This window comes from Pseudoruegeria sp. SK021, assembly GCF_002119405.1.
Classification (GTDB): Bacteria; Pseudomonadota; Alphaproteobacteria; order Rhodobacterales; family Rhodobacteraceae; genus Meridianimarinicoccus.
In genome coordinates this window covers 1-22,447 of sequence record NZ_MTBG01000039.1, presented here as the reverse complement: position 1 = coordinate 22,447, position 22,447 = coordinate 1, and the positions used below count along the sequence as shown (strand labels likewise).

At 63.4% G+C, this 22,447-nt stretch carries 18 protein-coding genes and 1 riboswitch; of the genes, 14 read left to right on the top strand and 4 right to left on the bottom strand.

What is annotated here, in order from left to right; genetic code table 11:
- The 3 genes from BV911_RS16305 to BV911_RS16295 all read left to right on the top strand — a co-directional run.
- A partial coding sequence (locus BV911_RS16305; protein WP_139840120.1) for an aminotransferase class I/II-fold pyridoxal phosphate-dependent enzyme occupies window positions 1-604 on the top strand: 604 nt, incomplete at its 5' end.
- Complete coding sequence (locus BV911_RS16300; RefSeq protein WP_086054668.1) at window positions 601-1,551, top strand: CobD/CbiB family cobalamin biosynthesis protein; 951 nt, start codon at window positions 601-603, stop codon at window positions 1,549-1,551. The genes BV911_RS16305 and BV911_RS16300, both read left to right, overlap by 4 nt.
- A gap of 99 nt (window positions 1,552-1,650) precedes the next feature.
- A complete protein-coding gene (locus BV911_RS16295) occupies window positions 1,651-2,832 on the top strand; it encodes a lytic murein transglycosylase (protein ID WP_086054667.1) in 1,182 nt (393 codons plus the stop codon).
- Window positions 2,833-2,994: 162 nt separating this feature from the next.
- Here BV911_RS16295 and smc read toward each other — a convergent pair whose 3' ends face one another.
- Window positions 2,995-6,450, bottom strand: a complete 3,456-nt coding sequence (gene smc, locus BV911_RS16290) for a chromosome segregation protein SMC (RefSeq protein ID WP_086054666.1) — start codon at window positions 6,448-6,450, stop codon at window positions 2,995-2,997.
- A gap of 197 nt (window positions 6,451-6,647) precedes the next feature.
- A riboswitch (cobalamin riboswitch) is annotated at window positions 6,648-6,866 on the top strand.
- A gap of 35 nt (window positions 6,867-6,901) precedes the next feature.
- Between smc and BV911_RS16285 the strand changes: the two genes are divergently transcribed.
- The 3 genes from BV911_RS16285 (at window position 6,902) to cobN (ending at window position 12,578) form a co-directional block, all read left to right on the top strand.
- The gene (locus tag BV911_RS16285; RefSeq protein WP_086054665.1) at window positions 6,902-7,582 is read left to right on the top strand and encodes an energy-coupling factor ABC transporter permease; all 681 of its coding nucleotides are present in this window, start codon (window positions 6,902-6,904) and stop codon (window positions 7,580-7,582) included.
- A 114-nt stretch (window positions 7,583-7,696) separates the two neighbouring features.
- Entirely contained in the window at window positions 7,697-8,773 is a 1,077-nt protein-coding gene (cobW, locus tag BV911_RS16280) for a cobalamin biosynthesis protein CobW (protein WP_086054664.1), read from the top strand.
- Between the two features lie 91 nt (window positions 8,774-8,864).
- The gene (gene cobN, locus BV911_RS16275) at window positions 8,865-12,578 is read left to right on the top strand and encodes a cobaltochelatase subunit CobN (RefSeq protein ID WP_086054663.1); all 3,714 of its coding nucleotides are present in this window, start codon (window positions 8,865-8,867) and stop codon (window positions 12,576-12,578) included.
- 41 nt (window positions 12,579-12,619) lie between these two features.
- Here the strand turns inward: cobN and BV911_RS16270 are convergent, their stop codons facing one another.
- Window positions 12,620-12,895, bottom strand: coding sequence for a hypothetical protein (locus BV911_RS16270; RefSeq protein ID WP_139840119.1), 276 nt, complete (start codon window positions 12,893-12,895; stop codon window positions 12,620-12,622).
- 158 nt (window positions 12,896-13,053) lie between these two features.
- On the opposite strand from BV911_RS16270, the gene BV911_RS16265 reads away from it, so the two are divergent.
- The 3 genes from BV911_RS16265 to cobO are packed head-to-tail and all read left to right on the top strand — an operon-like array spanning window position 13,054 to window position 14,821.
- Window positions 13,054-13,440 carry a CidA/LrgA family protein gene (locus BV911_RS16265; RefSeq protein ID WP_240512307.1) on the top strand — a complete coding sequence of 129 codons (387 nt, stop codon included), beginning with the start codon at window positions 13,054-13,056 and terminating at the stop codon, window positions 13,438-13,440.
- Window positions 13,437-14,153 carry an LrgB family protein gene (locus BV911_RS16260; protein WP_086054660.1) on the top strand — a complete coding sequence of 239 codons (717 nt, stop codon included), beginning with the start codon at window positions 13,437-13,439 and terminating at the stop codon, window positions 14,151-14,153. The genes BV911_RS16265 and BV911_RS16260 overlap by 4 nt, the downstream gene beginning before the upstream one ends.
- Before the next feature lie 47 nt (window positions 14,154-14,200).
- Window positions 14,201-14,821 carry a cob(I)yrinic acid a,c-diamide adenosyltransferase gene (gene cobO, locus BV911_RS16255; RefSeq protein WP_086054659.1) on the top strand — a complete coding sequence of 207 codons (621 nt, stop codon included), beginning with the start codon at window positions 14,201-14,203 and terminating at the stop codon, window positions 14,819-14,821.
- A gap of 123 nt (window positions 14,822-14,944) precedes the next feature.
- On the opposite strand, the gene BV911_RS16250 is transcribed toward cobO, so the two are convergent.
- Window positions 14,945-15,997 carry an FAD-binding oxidoreductase gene (locus BV911_RS16250; protein WP_086054658.1) on the bottom strand — a complete coding sequence of 351 codons (1,053 nt, stop codon included), beginning with the start codon at window positions 15,995-15,997 and terminating at the stop codon, window positions 14,945-14,947.
- A 107-nt stretch (window positions 15,998-16,104) separates the two neighbouring features.
- On the opposite strand from BV911_RS16250, the gene mnmD reads away from it, so the two are divergent.
- Both mnmD and BV911_RS16240 read left to right on the top strand, forming a co-directional pair.
- Window positions 16,105-16,776, top strand: a complete 672-nt coding sequence (gene mnmD / locus BV911_RS16245; RefSeq protein ID WP_086054657.1) for a tRNA (5-methylaminomethyl-2-thiouridine)(34)-methyltransferase MnmD — start codon at window positions 16,105-16,107, stop codon at window positions 16,774-16,776.
- Entirely contained in the window at window positions 16,773-17,687 is a 915-nt protein-coding gene (locus tag BV911_RS16240) for a DMT family transporter (RefSeq protein WP_256388270.1), read from the top strand. The genes mnmD and BV911_RS16240 overlap by 4 nt, the downstream gene beginning before the upstream one ends.
- Here BV911_RS16240 and BV911_RS16235 read toward each other — a convergent pair whose 3' ends face one another.
- Window positions 17,688-19,628 carry a lytic transglycosylase domain-containing protein gene (locus BV911_RS16235; protein WP_240512306.1) on the bottom strand — a complete coding sequence of 647 codons (1,941 nt, stop codon included), beginning with the start codon at window positions 19,626-19,628 and terminating at the stop codon, window positions 17,688-17,690.
- 218 nt (window positions 19,629-19,846) lie between these two features.
- Between BV911_RS16235 and dapA the strand changes: the two genes are divergently transcribed.
- The 3 genes from dapA (at window position 19,847) to sseA (ending at window position 22,264) form a co-directional block, all read left to right on the top strand.
- Window positions 19,847-20,722 carry a 4-hydroxy-tetrahydrodipicolinate synthase gene (dapA, locus tag BV911_RS16230; protein ID WP_086054656.1) on the top strand — a complete coding sequence of 292 codons (876 nt, stop codon included), beginning with the start codon at window positions 19,847-19,849 and terminating at the stop codon, window positions 20,720-20,722.
- A 128-nt stretch (window positions 20,723-20,850) separates the two neighbouring features.
- A complete protein-coding gene (smpB, locus tag BV911_RS16225) occupies window positions 20,851-21,327 on the top strand; it encodes an SsrA-binding protein SmpB (protein ID WP_086054655.1) in 477 nt (158 codons plus the stop codon).
- Between the two features lie 85 nt (window positions 21,328-21,412).
- Window positions 21,413-22,264, top strand: a complete 852-nt coding sequence (gene sseA, locus BV911_RS16220) for a 3-mercaptopyruvate sulfurtransferase (RefSeq protein WP_086054654.1) — start codon at window positions 21,413-21,415, stop codon at window positions 22,262-22,264.
- Window positions 22,265-22,447 lie beyond the last annotated feature (183 nt).

The following is a 22,447-nucleotide window of genomic DNA, read 5'->3' as shown; positions in this document are numbered from 1 at the left end:
CGCCCCCCCCATCGCAGCACAGGTCGTGGTCCATCCCAACAATCCCGATGGCCGGGTCTGGCGCGCCGACACTTTGCCCGCCGCCTCCGGCACCCTGCCTCTGACCGTGATCGACGAAAGTTTTTGTGACATCTGCCCGGCGGACAGTCTGATCGGCCTCGCCGCGCAGCCCGGCACCGTGATCCTGAAAAGCTTTGGCAAGTTCTGGGGTCTGGCTGGGGTTCGGCTGGGGTTTGCCATCGGCGATCCCGCCCTGATCGCGCGATTGGCCGAACTGCTTGGCCCGTGGCCGGTCTCGGGTCCGGCGCTGGCCATCGGCACACAGGCCCTCGGCGATACCGACTGGGCCACCGCCACCCGCAGCCGCCTGTCCCGGGATGCCGCCCGGCTGGACGCCCTCATGACCGGTGCCAAAACCACCGCGCTTGGCGGCACGCCGCTGTTTCGCCTCTATGACACCGACAGCGCCGCCCAATGGCAAGGCCGCCTCGCCCGTCATCACATCTGGTCGCGTGTCTTTCCCTATTCCGACCGCTGGCTGCGCCTCGGCCTGCCCGGAACCGAGGCCGACTGGCAACGCCTGAGCCACGCCCTGACCGCATGAGCCTCGCCACCCTTCTTGTGCTGGCCCTGCTGCTGGATGCCGCCTTTGGCGAGCCCGAGGCCCTGTGGTCCCGCCTGCCCCACCCCGCCGTGGTCATGGGCCGGATCATTGCCACCGCCGACCGACGCTTCAATACCGGCCCGCGCCGCAAAGCCGCGGGCATCGCCGTGATGACCGGCCTTGGCCTAGCCGCCCTCGCCACTGGCTGGCTGCTGTCCCACCTGCCCGGCGGCCCGCTGATCGAGGCGCTGCTGGCCGCGATCCTGCTGGCCCAACGGAGCTTGACCCAGCATGTCAGCGCCGTGGCCAGCGCCCTGCGCCGCTCGCTGGAGGCAGGCCGCGCCAGCGTCGGCATGATCGTCGGGCGCGACACCGCCGCGTTGACGGAACCCGCCGTCGCCCGGGCCGCCATCGAAAGCGCCGCCGAAAACCTGTCAGACGGGGTCATCGCCCCGGCCCTGTGGTTCCTGATCGGCGGCCTGCCGGGCCTGTTGCTCTATAAAATCACCAATACCGCCGACAGCATGATCGGCCACCGCACCCCGCGCCACGAACAGTTCGGCTGGGCCGCGGCCCGGTTCGACGACCTGCTCAACCTGATCCCAGCCCGCCTGACCGCGCTGCTGATCGCCCTCACCTATGCGCCCCTCCGTGACTGGCCGCGCATCTGGCCCAAGGTCGGCTCGCAACTCTGGCCGCAGATCACCCGCGACGCCGCCCTGCACCGCTCGCCCAATGCCGGCTGGCCCGAAGCTGCCATGGCCATCGCCCTGAACACCGCCCTGTCTGGTCCGCGCAGCTATGATGGCCAGATGCAGGACTTCCCATGGGTGTGGGAACAGGGCAACCGCAGCCCCGGCCCGGACCAGATCGATGCCTGCACCCGCGTCCTCTGGCGGGCATGGGGGCTGGGTCTGGCGCTGGTCACCCTCATCGCGCTGGTTTGACCGCGCGGCACGGACTGGGCTGACCGGGAATTCCGGGTTGCACCGGCCCCGCCACCCAATAGGGTGACCGCACCTGCCCCGACCTGACCGGAGATTCCGATGCGCACCGCCCGCTCTCGCCTTGCCGCCCTGCTGCTTGCCCTTGCCCTGCCCACCACCGCCGCAGCCCAATGCGGCGGCAGTTGGCAAAGCTTCCTGTTCGGCATCAAGGCCGAGGCCCGCGGCATGGGCCTCAGCGCCGCCGCCACCGACCGCTTCTTGCAAGGCGCCCGCCAAGATCCCGCCGTGCTCAAGGCCGACGCGGCCCAAAGCATCTTCCAGAAACCCTTTGTCGACTTCGCCCGGCAACTGATCAGCGCAGGTCGGATCAACAACGGCGCGGCCAATTACAAGAAATACAAATCCACCTTCACCCGGATTCAGCGCGACTACGGCGTCTCCCCCGGCATCCTGCTGGCCTTCTGGGCGTTCGAGACCGATTACGGCGTGGTCCAAGGCAATGTGAACACCCGCAACGCCTTGCTGACACTGGCGCATGACTGCCGCCGCCCCGATCTGTTTCGCCCGCAAGTCTTTGCCGCCATCGAACTGACCCAGCGCGGCGACATCAACCCGGCCACCACCACCGGCGCTTGGGCCGGGGAAATCGGCATGGTCCAGTTCCTGCCGACCGAGATCATCCGCAGCGGCACCGATGGCGACGGCGACGGCCATGTCCGGCTGCAAACCTCGGCCCCCGATGCGCTGACCTCGGCCGGTCGCGCCCTTAGCCGCTTGGGCTGGCAAGCCAACCAACCGTGGATGACCGAAGTCACCGTGCCGTCCAATCTGGATTGGGCGGCGTCGGGCCTGAACCACACGGCATCGGTGTCGGCATGGTCCAAGGCTGGCGTCAAAGCCCGCTCTGGCAAGCTGCCGTCCGGATCGCTGAAAGCCTCGCTGCTGCTGCCGATGGGCCGCAACGGACCGGCCTTTTTGGTCTATCCGAACTTCAACGTTCTGTTTGAGTGGAACAAAAGCTTCGTCTATGTCACCACCGCCGCCTATTTCGCCACTCGGCTTGAGGGCGCGCCGGTGTTCAACGCAGGCAACCCCAGCCCGGCCCTCAGCGGCCAGCAAATGATCGCGCTGCAAAAGAAACTGACCGCACGCGGTCATGATGTTGGTGGCATTGACGGCATCTTAGGCGAAATGACCCGCGAGGCGGTGCAATCCGAACAGGTCCGCCTTGGCTTGCCCGCCGATGCCTGGCCCACCACCGACCTGCTGAACCGGCTCTAAGCCACCCCCCTGCGCGCCGAAAGATCGCCGCGCAGGGGGACGACCGCGCGGGGCATTAACCCCGGCCATTTCCGTCAAACGGTCCGACGAAAGTCCGATAAAAGTCCGACGATAGTCCGACACAGGATTTCCAAGCAAATCCGGTTCGTTAACCCCGATTCGTCACGCCACCAGCGTTTCGGCCTTTTTCAAGTCCACCGACACCAACTGACTGACCCCCTGCTCGGCCATGGTCACCCCATAAAGCCGGTCCATCCGGCTCATGGTCACCGCATGGTGGGTGATGACCAGAAACCGGGTCTGGGTCCGGCGGGACATCTCGTCCAGCAGATCGCAGAACCGGGTCACGTTGGCATCGTCCAATGGCGCATCGACCTCGTCCAGCACACAAATCGGCGCCGGATTGGCCAAAAATACCGCGAAAATCAACGCCATAGCGGTCAGGGTCTGCTCGCCGCCCGACAACAGGCTCAGCGTGCTCAGCTTCTTGCCCGGTGGCTGGCACATGATCTCCAGCCCGGCATCCAGCGGATCGTCGCTTTCCACCAGAACCAGCCGCGCTTCGCCACCGCCAAACAGATGCGAAAACAGGGTCGCGAAATTGGCGTTGACCTGCTCGAACGCGGTCAAAAGCCGCTCGCGGCCCTCGCGGTTCAAGCCATTGATCCCGGCGCGTAATTTCTCAATCGCACTGGCCAGATCGGTCCGCTCGCGCACCAGCGTGTCATGCTCTTCTTGGATCGCCCGGGCGTCTTCTTCGGCCCGCAGATTGACCGCTCCTAACGCATCCCGGCTGCGGCGCAATTTGGCAATCGTCGTCTCGATCTCATCGGAGGGCGGCATCTGCTCTGGGACCGCCCCCAGCCCAGCCAACAAGCCAGCCGGGGTCAGGCCGGTCTCTTCGTCGATCCGCGCCATCGCCGCATCGCTGATGTCCTGAGCCGCCTCAACCCGCGCCTCGGCCCGGACCCGCGCTTCGCTGGCATCCGCGGCTGCGCTCACCGCGTCCCGCTCGGTCTGGGCCGCCGTTCGCAAACTGGTCTCGGCCGCATCCACCGCTTCGACAGCCGAGATTTTTCGCGCGTCTGCGGTCTCAATCGCCTCAGACAATTCCGCCCGCTTTTCCGCCAAATCGGCGGGGGCCATCCGGGCAAGTCTCAGGTCAGCCTCGGTTTTTTCAGTCCGAACCCGCAAATCTTCGATCCGCGTTTCAGCCGTATCCAGCCGGTTCCGCCAGATGGTCTGTTCCTTCAGGATCTCTTGCGCCCGTTTGGTCCGGGCCTCGCCCTCGCGGTGCAATTCGTCCTGCGCCGAGCGTCGCGCGATCATCGTCAGCCGCGCCGCTTCGACCGTGGTGCGCACATCTTCGACCACGTTGCGGGCGGCATCCAGATCCCCCAAAGCCGCCGCCTGTTGCTCGGCCTCACCAACCTGCAACCGGGCCTGAGCGGCCTCTTCCTCGTGACGCGACACCGCCAAAGACAGGCTTTCGACCCGACCCTGCGCCAAGTTCCGGTCGGCCTCTGCCCGGCTCAGCGCGCGGCTGGCATCGGCCAGGGCCGTATCCGCCGCGCGGCGGGCATCCCGTGCGGCCCGGTCTGCCTGCGTCGCCGCCTGAAGCGCCGACGTCAATTCCGCATGGTGGCCAGCGGCCTCTTCGGCCCGGGCCTCGGCCTCGTCCAGCGTTGCCTGCAAGCCTTCCAGACGGTTCAACTGCTCCAACCGCAGCGCCGCAGCCGAGGGCGCATCCGCCGCCGACGCACAATAGCCATCCCAGCGCCACAGATCCCCTGCCAGCGACACCAATCGCTGACCCGGGGCCAATAACGGCTGCAACGCGGCCGCTTGCTCTGGTGCAATCACCCCGATCTGCGACAGTCGGCGCCGCAGCACATCCGGCCCCGACACGTGATCCGTCAGCGGCGTTGCCCCGTCTGGCAGCGCCGCAATGCGATCATAATCGGGCAGCACGGCCCAGCCCGATCCGACGCCGTCCCGCAACCGTGCAGCCTTTAAATCATCGCCAAGCGCCGCCCCAAGCGCCTTTTCATAGCCCCCGGAAACCCGCGCCTCATCAAGGATTTGCGTGCCATCGCCGGCATCGCGTTCGACCAAACGCCGCAACGCCGCAACTTCGGCGGCCAACGCTTTGGCTTCACCTGTGGCTTCGCTGCTGGCGGCGCGGGCATCCACTTCGGCCCCTTGAACTTCGGCCCGGCGATCCTCGGCTTCGGCAAGCGCATCTTCCGCAGCGGCCAAGCCGTCTTGGGCCGCCTCTTGCGCCTGCTCTGCCGCCGCCTGAACGTCGGCCCCGATGCGGACGGCCTGCTCGGCTTGCGCCACAGCCTCACGCGCTTTTCCCGCCTCGCCCTCGCTTCGGGCAAGGGTCTTGTGACTATCGGCCAATAGCCGGTCAACCGATTGGTGCCGCGCCACCAGACGCGCCACGTCTTCGGTCAGCGAACTCAGCGCAGCTTCGCGGTCGCGCAGCACCTCGGCCGCCTCTTGGGCCGCAGCGGTCGCCGTGTCCAGCCGCGCCTCATGTCCAGCCCCGGCCTTGGCAATCGCGCTGCGCTCGACATCCAGTCGCTCCAACGTCTCACCGGCGTCCGCAGTCAACACGGCCTCGCGCGCACCATCCTTGACCAGTTGCGCCAGACGTTGTTCCAAGGTCGCGATTTCGGCCAAAGCCCGCTTTTCTTGCTCGCTCAGCGTATCGCGTTGCACCAACAACCGCTGCAACACCGCCGCCGCAATCGCCGATTCCTCACGCAGAGGGGGCATCGCGCTTTCGGCCTGTTCCCGCGCCGATATGGCGGCCCGGGTTGCGGCCTCGGCCCGTGTCGCGATCAACAACCGTTCGGACAAAATCTCGCGCGCCTCGCTCAAGGCCAGATCGGCCTCGCGCCAGCGGCGATATAGCAACAACCCCTCGGCGGCACGCAGGTCGGCCCCAATCGTCCGATATCTTGCCGCCTGTCGGGCCTGTTTCGCCAATTGATTCAGTTGCCCGGCCAATTGCTCGACAACATCTTCCACCCGATCCAGATTGGTCTCGGTACCGCGCAGCTTCAACTCGGCTTCGTGGCGACGCTGATACAGACCTGAAATTCCGGCGGCTTCTTCCAAGATCCGCCGCCGCGACTTGGGCTGGGCATTGATCAATTCACTGATCTGGCCCTGCCGGACCAGCGCCGGCGAATGCGACCCCGTCGAGGCATCGGCAAACAGCATCTGCACATCGCGCGCCCGCACGTCGCGGGTATTGCACTTATAGGCCGATCCGGCGTCGCGGGTGATGCGCCGCACCACGTCGATCCCGTCAGCGTCGTTGAACCCCGCCGGGGCCAGACGCGCGCCATTGTCGATGCTGAGGGTGACTTCGGCGAAATTCCGGGCCGGCCGCGTCGAGGCACCGGCAAAGATCACGTCTTCCATGCCGCCGCCGCGCATCGCCGATGGCCGGGTTTCGCCCATGACCCAACGCAATGCTTCCAGCAGGTTTGACTTGCCACAGCCGTTCGGCCCGACCACTCCGGTCAGCCCCCGCGCAATCACAAGGTCCGTCGGATCAACGAAGCTTTTGAAGCCGTTGAGTCGCAGCCGTGTAAATTGCACCTCGCACCTGCCTTTGTTTCGCGCGTTCCGCCGATCCCCCGGATCGCCGCAACGCCTGTCAATCACCCGCCTTTATATCGCAGGTTATAACATTGAAGCTACCACATATTGGAGGCCCCCATAACGCCCGTTTTGGCCCGGCGCAACGCATCACGCGGCGGCAAACTGATTGTCCTTGACCACGCGCCCCCGGACCCGGCACAAGCGTTGCGTACGGTTCGCCCCAGATGCAAAGCATCGGCGATCAAATGGGAATGTGGAACAGGTTACCCAATCGGGGCTTGCCACCACAGCCGCCCCCGCGACTGTCAGCGGTGAGCGCGTGTTCATGACCACTGGGCCAAGTTGACCTGGGAAGGGAACGTCCGCGCTTTGACCCGCCAGCCAGGAGACCAGCCGTGCAGGAAACTGGAACCAGCTGCCGGGGATGGCGGCTTAGGAGAAGACGCAAATGCATATCGAACCAGGCATCGTAGATGGCGCGAAAATTGCGCTCAGCTATGCCACCGCCGCTGCCGCGGCCACCTATTCGGCGAAACTGATCTGGCAAGAGCTGAAGGCGCAGGGCCCAATTTCATTGCTGGTCCGCAGCGCAATCGCCACCGTCGGCGTGTTCGTGTTTTTCGAATTGCTGCCGCATTTCAGTGTTGGCGTTTCGGAAGTTCACATGATTTTGGGCACCACCTTGCTGCTGATCCTTGGGGCCGCCCCCGCTGCGATTGGTCTGGCCGGTGGTTTGCTGGTGCAGGGCCTGTTCTTTGCGCCCACCGATCTGCCGCAATACGCCATGAACCTCACCACGCTGCTGGTGCCGTTGCTGGGCATTCAATACATGGCGCAACGTCTGATCGCGCCGAATACGGCCTATGTCGATCTGACCTACGCACAGGCGCTGAAGCTGTCGACGGCCTATCAAGGCGGGATCGTCGCTTGGGTTGCGTTCTGGGCGATTTACGGCAACGGCTTTGGGGCAGAAAACCTCGCCTCGGTAGGAACGTTCGGACTGGCCTACATGGCTGTGATCCTGATTGAGCCACTGGCCGATCTGGCTGTACTTGCCACAGCCAAGGCGCTGAATCGCGGCCCCGGCAGCCCATGGGTCGCACAGCGCCTCTATCATCCCGCGTCCTAACCCCAATCATTTCGGCGCTTTGGCGCCGCAACCCACCACGCAACACCAGAGGCACCGGGCGCACACCGCTTGGTGCCCGCGTGTTTTCGGACCCCATTTTCTAAGGACAGCCTTATGACCGCCAAAATCCCAGCCACCGTCGTTACAGGTTTTCTCGGCGCCGGGAAGACCACCTTGATCCGGCACATGCTGGATAACGCCCAAGGCAAGCGCATCGCCCTGATCATCAATGAATTCGGCGACTTGGGCGTCGATGGCGACATCCTGCGTGGCTGCGGCATCGAGACCTGCAAGGACGAAGACATCATGGAGCTGTCGAACGGCTGCATCTGCTGTACCGTCGCCGAGGATTTCGTGCCGACTATGCTAAAGCTGCTGGACCGGGACCAGCCGCTGGATCACATTGTCATTGAGACCTCGGGGCTGGCCCTGCCCCAACCGCTGGTCCGGGCCTTTAGCTGGCCGGAAATTCGCACCAAGGTGACGGTGGATGGCGTGGTTACGGTGATTGACGGCAAAGCTGTGTCCGAAGGCCGCTTTGCCCATTCCGTGGCAGCAGTGGATGCGCAACGGGCACAGGACGACACGCTGGATCATGACACGCCGCTGTCCGAACTGTTCGAGGATCAGATTGCCTGTGCCGACCTGATCGTAGTCAACAAATCCGACCTTTTAGGCGCGGAAGAAGCCGACGCTTTGGTGGCGACGCTCAAGGCCGATGCGCGGCCCGGCGTACAGGTGATCCGGTCCACCATGGGGGCCTTGCCCGTGGATGTGCTGCTGGGACAGGGGATCGGCGCCGAAGATGACATGACTGCTCGGCACGAGATTCATCATCATCACCATCATGACGATGATCACGAAGACGACGACCACACCCATGACGCAGCCCATCACCACGGTCATGACGACTTTGAATCCTTCGTGGTCACTCGCCCCGAAGTGACCGATCCAGCGGCCTTTTCTGCGCAAGTGGCCGAGGTGATCCGGGCGCATGACATTTTGCGGCTCAAGGGCTTTGTGGCGGTTGCGGGCAAACCATTGCGCCTGACCATGCAGGCGGTGGGACCGCGCATCGACAGCTATTTCGACCGGCCCTTTGCTGCCGATGAGCCACGGCAAGCACGTTTGGTCGTGATCGGTCAAGCCGGACTGGACCGCGCCGCCATCACCGCTGCATTGCTCGCCTGATCCCGCATCGGACGGGGCCGCCGCCCGGGTTTTCCCGGCCCGGTGGCCCCTCTTTCGTACCCGCCGCAGATCTTTAGAACGGACCCGCCAGATGCACCTGCTTGCCGCCACCCCCGGAAATCTTGATGACGGCTTAGAGCCGGTCGATCTGGGCCAAAGCCCGGCGGATCTTGTGGTTCTGTCCGCTGCGGATACCGACCTCGCGGCACTGAGCGAGGCCCGGAATCTGTGGCCCGACGGCCCCAGCCTGCGTCTGGCCAATCTGACCCACCTTCGGCACCCGATGTCGGTTGACCTGCATCTCGACAACTGCGCAACGCAATCGGGCATGGTGATCGCCCGCGTGCTGGGCGGGACCGGGTACTGGCGCTATGGGCTGGAGCAATACGCCGCCCGCCTGCACGAGGCCGGCATCCCGTTCGTCGCGCTTCCCGGTGATGACAAACCCGATGAGGAATTGTGGCGTCTGTCCACTGTGGATCGGGAGGATTGGGAGGCGCTTTGGGCTTATCTGGTGGAAGGTGGCCCTGAGAACACCGCAAATTTCCTGCGCTATGCCCACATCGTGCGCCGCAATGGCGACCGCGATGACCTGCCCCCCACCGCCAGCCCCTTGCTCCGCGCCGGGGTGTATTGGCCGGGAACGGGAGTGGCAGGCTTACGCGCCGCGCAGGCGGAATGGACCGACGGCGCGCCAGTGGTGCCATTGGTATTTTACCGGGCATTGCTGCAAGGGGCGGGCCTGAACCCGATCAACCGGCTGGTCCGCAGTTTGCTGCGCAAGGGACTGAACCCCTTGCCCGTGTTCGTCGCCTCGCTGAAAGATCCGATCAGCGCCGCGACGCTGGACGCCTTGTTCACGGCTGCCCCGCCGGATGTGATCCTGAACTGCACCGCATTTGCCGTCGGCACGCCCAATCCAGAGGACGCCGAAAACGGGGCATCGAACCCCTTTTCCGGCGCATCCGCGCAAAGCGCGCCTGTGTTCCAGGTGATCTTATCGAGCGCCTCTGAGGACAGTTGGGAAACCGGACTGTCCGGCCTTGGCGCCCGGGACATCGCAATGAACGTGGCCTTGCCCGAGGTCGATGGCCGGATCTTGTCCCGCGCGGTCAGCTTCAAAAGCGAAGCCTATTTCGATGAGACCACCCAGTGCCCGATCGCGACCTATCGCGCCCGCGGCGACCGCATCAGTTTCGTGGCGGATCTGACCGCCAATTGGGCGACCCTGCGTCGAACCCCAGCAGCCGAAAAGCAGATCTCATTGGTGCTGGCCAATTACCCCAACAAGGACGGGCGGCTTGCAAATGGGGTCGGCCTTGATACGCCTGCCGCCGTTGTGCATGTGCTGAACCTGCTCGCCGCGGCAGGGTTTGCCGTGTCGGACGCGCCGCAGGACAGCGATACCCTGATGGCGAAGATTTTGGCGGGACCGACCAATTGGCTGCCCGACCGGGCGGACCGTCGCGGCGGCGAGCGCCTGTCGATGGCCGCCTATCGTGCCGCCTATGGCGCGCTGCCAATGGCGGTCCGCACCCGGATCGAAGACCGCTGGGGCGCGCCTGAGGACGATCCTTTCGCGCGCGAGGACGGCTTCGCCCTGTCGATCCTGCGCTTTGGCGCGGTCACCGTTGGGCTGCAACCGGCCCGCGGGTATAACATCGACCCGCAAGCAACCTATCACGATCCGGATCTGGTGCCGCCGCACAACTATCTGGCGTTCTATTTCTGGCTGCGCACCGAACAAAAGGCCCAAGCCATCATCCATATGGGCAAGCATGGCAATCTGGAATGGTTACCCGGCAAGGCGCTGGCGCTGTCCGATACCTGCCTACCCGAAGCCGTATTGGGGCCGGTGCCCCATATCTATCCCTTCATTGTCAACGATCCCGGCGAAGGCACCCAAGCCAAACGTCGAACGCAAGCTGTGATCATTGACCACTTGACCCCACCACTGACCCGAGCCGAAACCTATGGGCCGCTGCGGGATCTAGAGGCGCTGGTAGATGAGTATTATGAGGCTGCGGGCGTTGATCCCCGCCGGTTGAGCCATCTACGCCGAGAGATCCTGGCTCTGACGGCCGCTACCGGTCTGGGAGAGGATGCAGGTATGACCGGCGCCGATGAGGGCGCGGACCTGATGCGCCTAGATGCGTGGCTGTGTGAATTGAAAGAAGCGCAGATCCGGGACGGGCTGCATGTGTTCGGACAATCCCCAGAAGGGCGGCTGGCGCGCGATCTGGCACTGGCTTTGGTCCGCTTGCCGCGCCGGGATGGCCGGGATGGCGATGCATCTTTGCTGCGGGCATTGGCGCAGGACTTTGGCTGGGCCTTCGATCCGTTGGATTGCGATTTGGCTGGCGCTTGGACGTTGGACCGCCCCGAGATGTTGCAGACCCTTTCCACAGATCCGTGGCGCAGCAATGGCGACAGTGTCGAGCGGCTTGAATTGATGTCACAGGCGTTGGTGGACGGGACGGTCGCCGCCCCTGGCCCGCATAGTGCTGCGGTGCTGCGCAGCCTGTCCGAACACGTGATCCCGACCGTTTCCGCTTGCGGCCCGGCAGAGGGCGCGGGGCTTCTCACCGCCCTTGCAGGACACTTCGTCGCCCCGGGCGCGTCGGGGGCTCCGACCCGCGGACGCTTGGATGTGTTGCCCACCGGCCGCAACTTTTTCTCAGTGGATAGCCGCGCCATCCCAACCCCAACCGCTTGGGCGCTTGGCTGGAAGTCGGCCAATCTGCTGATCGAGCGCCATTTGCAGGACCATGGCGACTGGCCACGCACCATGCTTCTAACCGCTTGGGGGACCGCGAACATGCGCACCGGCGGCGATGACATCGCCCAATGTCTGGCGCTGATGGGAGTCAAGCCGGTGTGGGACAGCGCCAATCGTCGTGTCACCGGCTTCGAAATTCTGCCGCAGGGCGTTCTTGGGCGGCCCCGCGTAGATGTGACCCTGCGCGTTTCGGGCTTTTTCCGTGACGCCTTTCCGCAGCAAATCGATCTGGTCGACAGCGCCGCCCGCGCGATCATGGCCTTGACCGAACCCGAAGACCTAAACCCCGCCGCGGCCCGGGCCCGGCAAGAAGGGCCCGACGGAGCCTTCCGGGTGTTCGGATCGAAACCCGGCGCATATGGGGCTGGCTTGCAAGCGATGATCGACGAGCGGCTTTGGACCGACAAAGCCGACCTTGGCGCCGCCTATCTGGAATGGGGCAGCTACGCCTATGGCAAGGGGGCCGAGGGCCGACGCGCCACCGATGCGCTGACAACCCGGCTAAGTCAGACCGAGGCCATCGTTCAGAACCAAGACAACCGCGAACACGACCTGCTGGACAGCGACGACTACTACCAGTTCGAAGGGGGGGCGGCGGCTGCCGTCGCGACGCTGCAAGGCCAATCCCGGCCCATCTATCACAACGACCACTCCCGCCCCGAACGCCCGGTCATCCGCACACTTGAGGATGAAATCGCCCGGGTAGTGCGGTCCCGCGTCGTCAATCCGAAATGGATCGAGGGCGTCAAGCGCCACGGGTACAAGGGCGCCTTCGAAATCGCCGCGACGGTGGACTATTTGTTCGCCTTCGCCGCCACCACCGGTGCTGTGCGCGGCCATCATTTCGACGCCGTGGAATCCGCCTTTCTGGAAGACGACAACACCCGCAGCTTTATCGAAGAGCACAACCCAAGTGCCTTGCGCGAAATTGCCGAGCGCTTGAACGAAGCCATCACTCGCGGCCTGTGGACCCCCCGATCAAATTCTGCCCGTGTCCGCATCGATCAGTTGCGCGGAACAAGCTAATCGAGACTCGCAAAGCAGCGGCGCGCGGACGATCCATTCACTCATGGTCGCCACGTCGTCCTAGGGCTAAGCGTCACCCCATTCTGACCGAGGCAATCCAGAAATGCCTCGGCCATGACCTGATCGCCGTAAAGGGTCCCCGCCCGAATCTGGCAGGCGCTGGCACGTTCAATGGCTTTGGCGGCAGTGGCGATCATCACTCGCTTGTCTGCGGGCTTGGCCACACTGACGCGCACGGCCTCAGCCCGGGCGTCGGTGTGGCGCACCACATAGCGGTGGCCATCGACCACGATCTCAGTCCGCGTCGTCGACAGCATGGGAAGGCTTGGGCTTTGACAGCCTCCGAGAATCAACAGAATGAGCAGCACATACAAGCGCATACCGCGATTAATGCCAGTGATCGGTTAACCGGCCCTGAACAGGCCCGCATTGGCCGCTGCCGTTGCGCTTGTGCGGTCTCGCGGATAGGATCGCCTTGGCCCAAACGAGCATCCCGATGATCCAGTCCTTCACCCTTTTGCTGGCATGCCAACTGATCGGCGAAATCACCGTCAAAAGCGCAGGCCTACCACTGCCCGGTCCGGTTCTGGGAATGCTGGTGTTGGTGCTGCTGTTGGCCCTGCTTCCCCGTCTGGAACAGGTTGTGCGGCCGACATTGACCGGCTTTCTCGGGCATTTATCGCTTCTCTTTGTCCCTGCCGGTGTCGGCATCATCGGTCATCTGGGGCGATTTGGCAGCGATGGGCCGGCGATGGTGCTGGCGCTTGTGGGCAGCACGGCACTGACCCTTGTGGTGACCGTGTTCACCTTCATCGGCGTATCGCGGCTGGTTCAGGATCGCGGCGAAAGGGCCAGCGAATGACGGGACTTTCCGAGATCTGGGTCTATCTGGCGCAGTCACCGCTGCTTTGGCTGACCGCCACACTGGCGGCTTACAGTGTCGGCGATGCCGCCTTCCGGGCCGCGCGGCGCAATCCGCTGGTCAACCCGGTGCTGATCGCGGTGACCCTGCTGGTGGCCGTCTTATGGCTCACGGACACCCCGTACGAGACCTATTTCGAAGGCGCGCAATTTGTCCATTTCCTGCTGGGGCCGGCCACGGTGGCCCTTGCGCTGCCCCTCTACACCAACCTGTCGCTGATCAAGCGCAGCGCCCTGCCCATGACGGTCGCCCTTATTGCAGGATCAGTGACGGCCATTCTGTCGGCACTTGGCATCGGCTGGGCCCTTGGCCTGAGCGGCGACACCCTGTTGGCCCTTGCGCCCAAATCTGCCACCGCTCCGGTGGCCATTGGCGTCGCCGAGCAAATTGGTGCACCCGCCAATCTGACCGCTGTGTTCGTCATCCTGACCGGCATCCTTGGCGCGGTCATCGTCACCCCGTTGTTCAATGCCTTGGGGATCACCGACTGGCGCGCACGCGGCTTCGCCGTGGGGGTTACCTCGCACGGGATTGGCACCGCTCGGGCGTTTCAGGTCCACCCCACCGCTGGCGCGTTTTCCGGCATCGGCATGGGCCTGAACGCTTTGCTGACCGCCATTCTGGCGCCGCTGATCGTCCGATGGCTATTCTGAATTTCTGCGGCCTATTCTTTTCCTCCCAGCCCCGAAAGGTGCCCCCAATGACCGAGCCCACTTCCGATGATCTCGCCCGCCATAGCCAGAAGATGGCGAAGAAAAAGGCCGCACGTGACAAGATCATGGCAACAAAATCTGACCAGAAGGGGCTGGTGATCGTCCATACCGGCAAGGGAAAGGGCAAAAGCTCGGCCGCGTTCGGAATGATTTTCCGCTGTATCGCCCATGATATGCACTGCGCAGTGGTGCAGTTTATCAAAGGCGGCATGAGCACGGGTGAACGCGATCTGATTCTCAGCCGGTTTGCCGATCTGTGCGATTTTCATACTATGGGCGAAGGGTTTACTTGGGAAACACAAGACAAGGCCCGGGATATCGAAATGGCACAAGCGGCGTGGGAGAAGGCAAAGGACCTGATCCGCGATCCGGCGAACAAGATGGTGCTTCTGGACGAGATCAACATCGCCATGCGGTACGACTACATTGACGTGACCGAGGTGGTGGAATTTCTGGCTACGGAAAAGCCGCCCATGACCCATGTGGTGCTGACCGGCCGCAACGCCAAAGAGCCTTTGATCGACCTCGCCGATTTGGTCACTGAAATGGAACTGATCAAGCACCCGTTCCGCGACGGGATCAAAGCGCAAATCGGCGTCGAATATTGACAGCGCATCTCAGTTCCGGCGCAACCGCAGGCGGGGCTTGGCCCGCCTGCCCGGCCCAACGGTCGGATGGCCCGCAGGGCAGGACGGCGGGCGGGAGCCGTCCCTGAGCGCTTTGATACAGCGTTAGAGGCTGGCCTCCACCCGAAAGGCATCGGGGATGCGGTCCTGACCGTCGAGGACAAGATCGGCCATGATCATGCCCACGGCGGGGGCGATCCCGAACCCGATCTTGAAGCCACCATTGGCAAGGAACGCACCGGGTCGGGTTGGGTGCGACCCCAGCATGGGCGCTCTTGACCGCGCGCGAGGGCGCACCCCGGCCCAGCGGGCCAGAACCGGCGCCGCGCGCAAAGCGGGGCAAATCGCGCGTGCGCGGTCGAGCACCCCATCCAGTTGATCATCTGTGCGGCTTGGATCCGAAAATTCGCGCTCACTGGTCGATCCGACCGCGATGGCGCCGTCATCATGCGGCACCACGTGCAACCCATCTGCGAAGATCTGCGGCACAGGCCCGGCGTCACCGGCCAACAGGATTGCCTGCCCCTTCACCCCATTGCCGACCGATTTTCCCAGATCGGCGCTGATGTCCAAAAGGCCGCGATACCCCGTAGCCCAAATCACGGCGCCCCGATCCGGCCCGGCATCGTCCGACCCGGTGTCAATCGTGCCCCCCAAGGCCAGAACCGCAGTGGCCAACGCCTCGCAAGCCCGTCGCGGGTGCAAGCGCGCACTCAGTGTGTCGTGGATCAAGAAGCCGCTGGGACTAGGCGGGGCCCAGCCAGCGAAGGCGCTGTCCGGCACCACTGTCCACTGGGCGCGGCCCTGCCAAAGCTGTTCTGCGCTGATACTGCGGGCTTCAGCAAGGGCAAGGGCCCGCGCGTCGGCGATCGTCTGCAAGCGGCCAAGGCGCGCATATCCCGGATTAAGCCCCGAGAGGTGAGCCACCTCAGACCAAAAGGGTTCGGCGGCCATCAGGCTGTCGAACTGAAAGGCCTTTTTGTCATTCCATGATTCGGGGGTATGCGGTGCCAACGCCCCGACGATCCCGCCGCTGGACCCGGCCCCGACACCGAATGGATCAATGACCCGGACCCTCGCCCCCTTGCGGGCGCAGCAAAAAGCGATCGACAGGCCAAACACCCCTGCGCCGCGGACCGTAACGTCCTGATAGTGCAAGTGATCCCTCCACCCCGTGATTCAACCGCATTGACAACGACAAGAATGTTGCTTTTGTCGCATCAAGAAGACCGGCTCTTATATGATATGAGACCTATCATCAAACCATGACAAATCATCCTGTCGATCTTGAATGGAAGCCTGACGGCGTTCCCGTATCCCGCCAGTTCGAGGACCCCTATTTCTCGCTCGATGACGGCTTATCCGAAACACGGCACGTGTTTCTGTCCGGCAACAATCTGCCCGACCGTTTTCGGCCCGGTTTCCACATCGCCGAGCTGGGTTTCGGCACCGGCCTCAACTTGATGGCCGCTTTGTTGTCATGGCGACAATCCGGCCAGACCGGTCCCTTGCGCTATACCAGCTTCGAAGCCTATCCCTTGCAGGCTGACGAGATTGACACCGCGCTGTCCATCTTTCCCGAGGTTCACGCCATTGCCCAGCCCTTGCTTGACGCGTGGGGCAAGGGCCTGACCCGGATCGACACCGCCGATCTGCAAGCCGAGGTAATCATCGGAGACGCCCGCGAAACCCTGCCACGGTGGAACGGTGTGGCCGACGCTTGGTTTCTTGATGGGTTTGCCCCGGCCCGCAACCCCGAGCTGTGGGAAATGCCGCTGCTGACCGAAGTGGCCCTGCATACCGCCCGGAACGGAACCTGCGCCACCTACACCGCCGCAGGCGCAGTCCGGCGCGGCCTGGAGCAAGCCGGGTTCAACGTGCGCCGAGTCCCGGGGTTTGGGCGCAAACGCCACATGATCCTCGGTCAAATGCCGTGACATCGACACAGACCGGCGTGCCGTGGCAAGCCACGAGCAACACCCGCCTTGGCATCTGGCTAATGGTCGCCACGACCTTTGTCTTTGGTGTTCAGGATGGGCTGTCGCGGCACCTTGCCGAGGAATACAACGTGTTGATGGTCGTGATGATCCGCTACTGGTTCTTCGCATTTTTTGTGATTGCCGTGGCAAGCCGCTCCAGCGGCGGCATCCGCGCCGCGGCCGCGACCCGGCAACCCGCCCTGCAAATTTTCCGCGGCTTGCTGCTGGCGGCCGAAATCATCGTCATGGTACTGGGATTTGTCGCGCTGGGATTGGTCGAAAGCCACGCGATCTTTGCCTGTTATCCGCTGATCATCGCAGCCCTGTCCGGGCCGGTCTTGGGCGAACATGTCAGTTGGCGGCGCTGGTTGGCCATCGGGGTCGGCTTTTTGGGAATTCTGGTGATCCTCCAACCCGGGATCCACGTATTTCAACCCGCCGCTGCGATCCCGTTTCTGGCTGCGGTCATGTTTGCCCTTTATGGCCTCCTCACCCGGTATGCGGCCCGTAAGGACAGCGCGGCGACCAGCTTTTTCTGGACCGGCACCGCCGGGGCCGTTGCTATGACCGCGGTGGGGCTATGGTCGTGGGAAGCGATGACCGGCCCGGACTGGATTTGGATGGGGTTTCTGTGCGTCGCAGGTGCACTTGGCCATTACATGCTGATCAAATGCTATGAGGTCGCACAGGCAAGTGACGTGCAACCCTTCGCCTATTTGCAACTGGTGTTCGCATCCGCGGTTGGTGTCCTCGTGTTTTCGGAAACCATCCGCTGGAATGTGGCTCTTGGCAGCGCGCTCGTGGTCGGAGCGGGCCTGTTCACCCTTTGGCGCACGCGGGTACGCGGCGCCAAGACGGCCACCTTCTGATCAGCGCGCGGTCAGTCGCTCGGTCAAAGTCAGTGGCACCACCTTGCCGCTTTGCCGGGCACGGTACGGATCAAGGCTTTCACTGACGCGCATGATATAGTTCTGGGTTTCCCGGAATGGGATGGCCTCGATCCAGTCCACCACATCCACCTCGGGTTGACGCGGGTCACCCAATTCGTCGATCCAGCGACGCGAACGCCCCGGCCCGGCATTGTACCCGGCTGAAACCAGCGCGATGGATGGGCCAAATTCGTCCACCAGCTTTTGCAGATAGGCCGTGCCAAGTTGCGCGTTATACGCCGGATCTTCGGTCAACCGATCCCGGGAATAGGGCAGCCCCAGCACCTTTGCGGTGTCGCTTGCTGTGCCCGGCATCACCTGCATCAAGCCGCGTGCGCCAGCAGGTGACACAACGGCAGGATGAAACTCACTCTCGCGTCGGGCGATTGCCAGCGCCAGTTCAGGCGACACAGACGCCCGCCCCTCGGTCGAGACCGTCATCATCGGGAAATACGCCCGGTGCAACATATGGCCCTGTTCCGCGGCCCGCTTGGCGATCTGCAATTGAATATAGGGGGCGTTCAACGGCTCAGTCGCCGCCGCAAGTTGACCAATTTCGGACCGTGACAAGCTTTCCGCCAGATGCGCGAAAAACCGCCCCGACAGCGTCAGATCCCCGGCCTTGTCCAAGGCGACACCTGCCAAATAGACACTGGATTTTGTGAAGGCCGCATTGCGGTAATCGGGAAACACTTCTCCGCCGGTCATAAGGGGGTCCATCGAAACACCGGCGCGTTTGGCGGCAAGTTGACCATAAAAGCTGACCTGAAACTCGGCCCCGAAGCCATAAGCGGCTGCAGCCTCGGCGGGTTGGTCCATCGCCTCATGTGCGCGCCCTTCCCAATATCCCGCGCGACCCAGACTGATCGGGCCTTGCACCCCGGCCCGAAATTGCCGGAAGTGCGACAGGGCCGCCGGGGGATTGTCCAGTTTGCGCAGAGCGATGTAACCCGCCAGCCATTCCAGATCGGCAAAATCATTGCCTTCGGTCAGGTGGTGCTGCGCCGCCAGCAAATAGGCCTCGCCGCCGCGACCGTCGCGCATCAGTGACCGGGCCATCGTACGCCGGCGCGGCGCCCATGCTTCGGGGCGGCCAAGCTGCTCGGCTGTTGCGGAACGCTCCAGATACAGCGCCAATACATCATCTGTTCGCCCTTTGCGCGCCCGCCATTCCGCCCGTTCAAAGGCCAGTCCGGGGTCGCCCGCATAGGTGTCTGGAACGACGGCAATAAATCCATCTACCCCGGCAGCGTCAGTGCGCAATGCGATCCGCGCATCCATCACGGCCCGATAGTCAGGGGGCACCCGGGGGCGCATCCGCTCGGCTTGGGATATCTGTCCCGTCCAGAGCAAATTGTCCGCCCGCACGACGTGATGCGCGGCAAGCACCTCGCCATAGATCGCCAACAGCGTCGTTTCCGACACCGCGTCCAGATCCATGCTCCGCCATGCCCGAATCGCTTCTGTCTGGGCGGCCTGCGGTTGCCCCACGGCTTCCAGCGCGGCGGCGAAACGCAAAATGCCATAGCCTGTCTGCGGAAGTTCCCCGGCAAAATAGGCCAGAACCAAGGCCGGATCGGACGAGGACGGGATCGTGTCTTCACCCCGCATCCGCAACAGGGGCATTCCGGGCCAGTGCGGGAAGGTCTGGATAAAGCTGAGATAGTCGGCGAAATCACCATCACCGGCCCGCAAACGCTGCCATTCGATGATCGCTTGGACGATCTCGTCATCGCGTTGGACCGCAGCAACAGCCGCAGGCCAATCCCGGGCCGCCGCTGCCTTCAGTCCTACCGAAAGATCCGCCGCAGCCCCGGTTGGCACCAGCATGCAGAGCCCGCACAGCACCCCAAGCATCGAAAAGGTGTTTGCCCCGCGCATTCCTGTCTCCTGTCGGTTTCGCCGAAAATATGTGGGTCGGCCCGTACTACCCTGCTGGCGTGCCGTTATCCGCCGCACGTCCGCGGGCACCCTAGTGACCCAATGTCCCTGTGCAACTCAAAATCTTGGCATTTCGTGAAAGCATCGTTAGGGTCCGCGCACTCTGCGCAAAGGCACAGAGCAGCCCAAAGCGGCCTACCACGACAAAGGAGCACGTCATGATCAAAGGGTCCCTTCCAGCCCTGGTAACCCCGTTTAAGGACGGCGCGGTGGATCTTGATGCGCTGAAGGCGCTGGTCGAGTGGCACATCGCCGAAGGATCGCACGGGATCGTGCCCGTCGGCACCACCGGCGAAAGCCCGACCCTCAGCCATGCCGAGCACCGTCAGGTCATTGAAGTCGTGGTCAAATCAGCCGCCGGGCGCATCCCGGTTGTGGCCGGTGCCGGGTCGAACAACACCTCTGAGGGCATCAGCCTGATCCGCCACGCCGAATCCGTCGGCGCCGACGCGGCCCTTGTGGTGACCCCCTATTACAACAAGCCAACGCAGGCCGGACTGATCGCGCATTTCAAAGTGCTGCACGATTGTTGCACCTTGCCGATCGTAATTTACAATATTCCCGGTCGGTCCGTGGTCGATATGATGCCCGACACGATGGGCGAACTGTCAAAACTACCGCGAATCATCGGCGTCAAAGATGCCACCGGCAAGATCGAACGGGTCAGCCAGCAACGGGCAACTTGTGGCACCGATTTCATTCAGGTCTCAGGTGAGGACGCGACTGCGCTTGGCTTTAACGCCCATGGCGGTGTGGGGTGCATCTCGGTCACCGCGAATGTGGCCCCAAAGCTGTGCGCCGAGTTTCAGGAAACCACTCTACGCGGTGATTATGCCGCCGCCCTTGCCCTGCAAGACCGTCTGATGCCCCTGCATGAGGCGATCTTTCTGGAACCCGGTGTGGCCGGGTCAAAATATGCCCTGTCCCGGCTCGGACGGTGCAGCGAAGAGGTTCGCCTGCCGTTGACCCCGCTCAGTGACCCGGTGAAAGCCCGGATCGATGCCGCAATGCGCCACGCTGGCCTGTTGACCTGATCCCGTCGCCGGACTGCTGCTTTTTTGCGGCGGTCCGGTCCTTTTCTTGCGTCGTGACGCTGGATGGTGGCAGATGATGCGCCTCTGGGCTGGCATCCACCGACCTGACACTCTATATCCTCTCCACCATGGCCGCAGAAAAACAAAATCCGAATTACAAGGTCATCGCCGAGAACCGGCGAGCCCGCTATGACTATGCCATCGAGGATGACATAGAATGTGGCATCATGCTGCTTGGCTCAGAAGTGAAATCGCTTCGGGCCGGGGGCTCGAACATTGCCGACAGCTATGCCAGCGTCGATAAGGGCGAATTGTACCTGACCAATGGCTATATCGCGCCCTATCGGCAGGCCAAGACGTGGGGCCACGAGGAACGTCGTCGCCGCAAGCTTCTGGTCAACAAGCGTGAATTGGCGAAGCTGTGGCAAGCGACCCAGCGCGAGGGCATGACCCTTGTGCCGCTTGTGATGTACTTCAATCACAAGGGCCTCGTGAAGATCAAACTGGGAATCGCCAAGGGCAAGAAGACCCAAGACAAGCGTGCCACCGAGGCAAAGCGCGACTGGGATCGCCAAAAAGCCCGACTTTTGCGCCATAACGGCTGAACCTGCCCCGGCTTTCGCACGCACCACTTGCGCGGATCGGAGTGGGAAGTTACCTCTGAAGCAAGACATCCTGGGAGCTGCCAAAATGCCCGACAGTAATCCGAAGACTCTTGTTTCAACGGACTGGCTTGCCCGGCATATGCGTGATCCGGACCTTCGGGTTCTCGACGGGTCGTGCTATCTGGCCGATGCGGGGCGGGATGCGGCGGCTGAGTATGCCGCAGGCCATATCCCAGGCGCCCGGTTTTTCGACATCGACGAAATCAGCGACCATCGTTCGGCGCTGCCGCATATGGCCCCGCCGCCGGAAAAATTCATCTCACGGATGCGAAAGATGGGGGTCGGAGACGGCCATCAGGTGGTCATCTATGACGGAGCTGGCCTGTTTTCAGCCGCCCGGGTCTGGTGGCTGTTTCGCCTGATGGGCAAGACCGATGTGGCCGTCCTCGACGGTGGCTTTCCGAAATGGAAAGCCGAAGGCCGCGAAGTCGAAGACCTGCCTCCGATGATCCGAGACCGGCACATGACCGTTCAGCGTCAAGCGCATCTGGTTCGCGATGTCACCCAAGTGGCTTCGGCGTCCAAACTGGGCGATTACGAGATCGTTGATGCGCGATCCCCTGCGCGGTTCCGCGGTGACGCCGCCGAACCCCGTCCGAGCTTGCGGTCAGGCCATATCCCCGGATCGAAAAACCTGCACTATGCGACCCTCATCGCTGCCGACGGGACCTTGAAACCGGCACCCGCCCTCAGGGCCGCGTTCGAAGCCGCCGGGGTGGATTTGGCCAAGCCGGTAATCACCACCTGCGGATCCGGCCTTACTGCCGCGATCCTTAGCCTTGCGCTAGAGCGTATCGGCAAGACCGATCATGCGCTTTATGACGGGTCTTGGGCCGAGTGGGGCATGTATGACGGGCTGAAGGTGGCGACCAGCTGATTGCCGGTTCGGCCTCAGCTTTTTCCATCGTCCTAATGCGCGCTGCCGTTCCCTACCCCCCTGTGTCAGCGTAGTTGTCCGCCGCTCTATTTTTCCTCTACATTTTCGGCGGGCCAGATAGGACGATGACGTGGGATATTCACCCGAACGAAAGGCGGCCGTTCTGAAGCGGATGCTGCCACC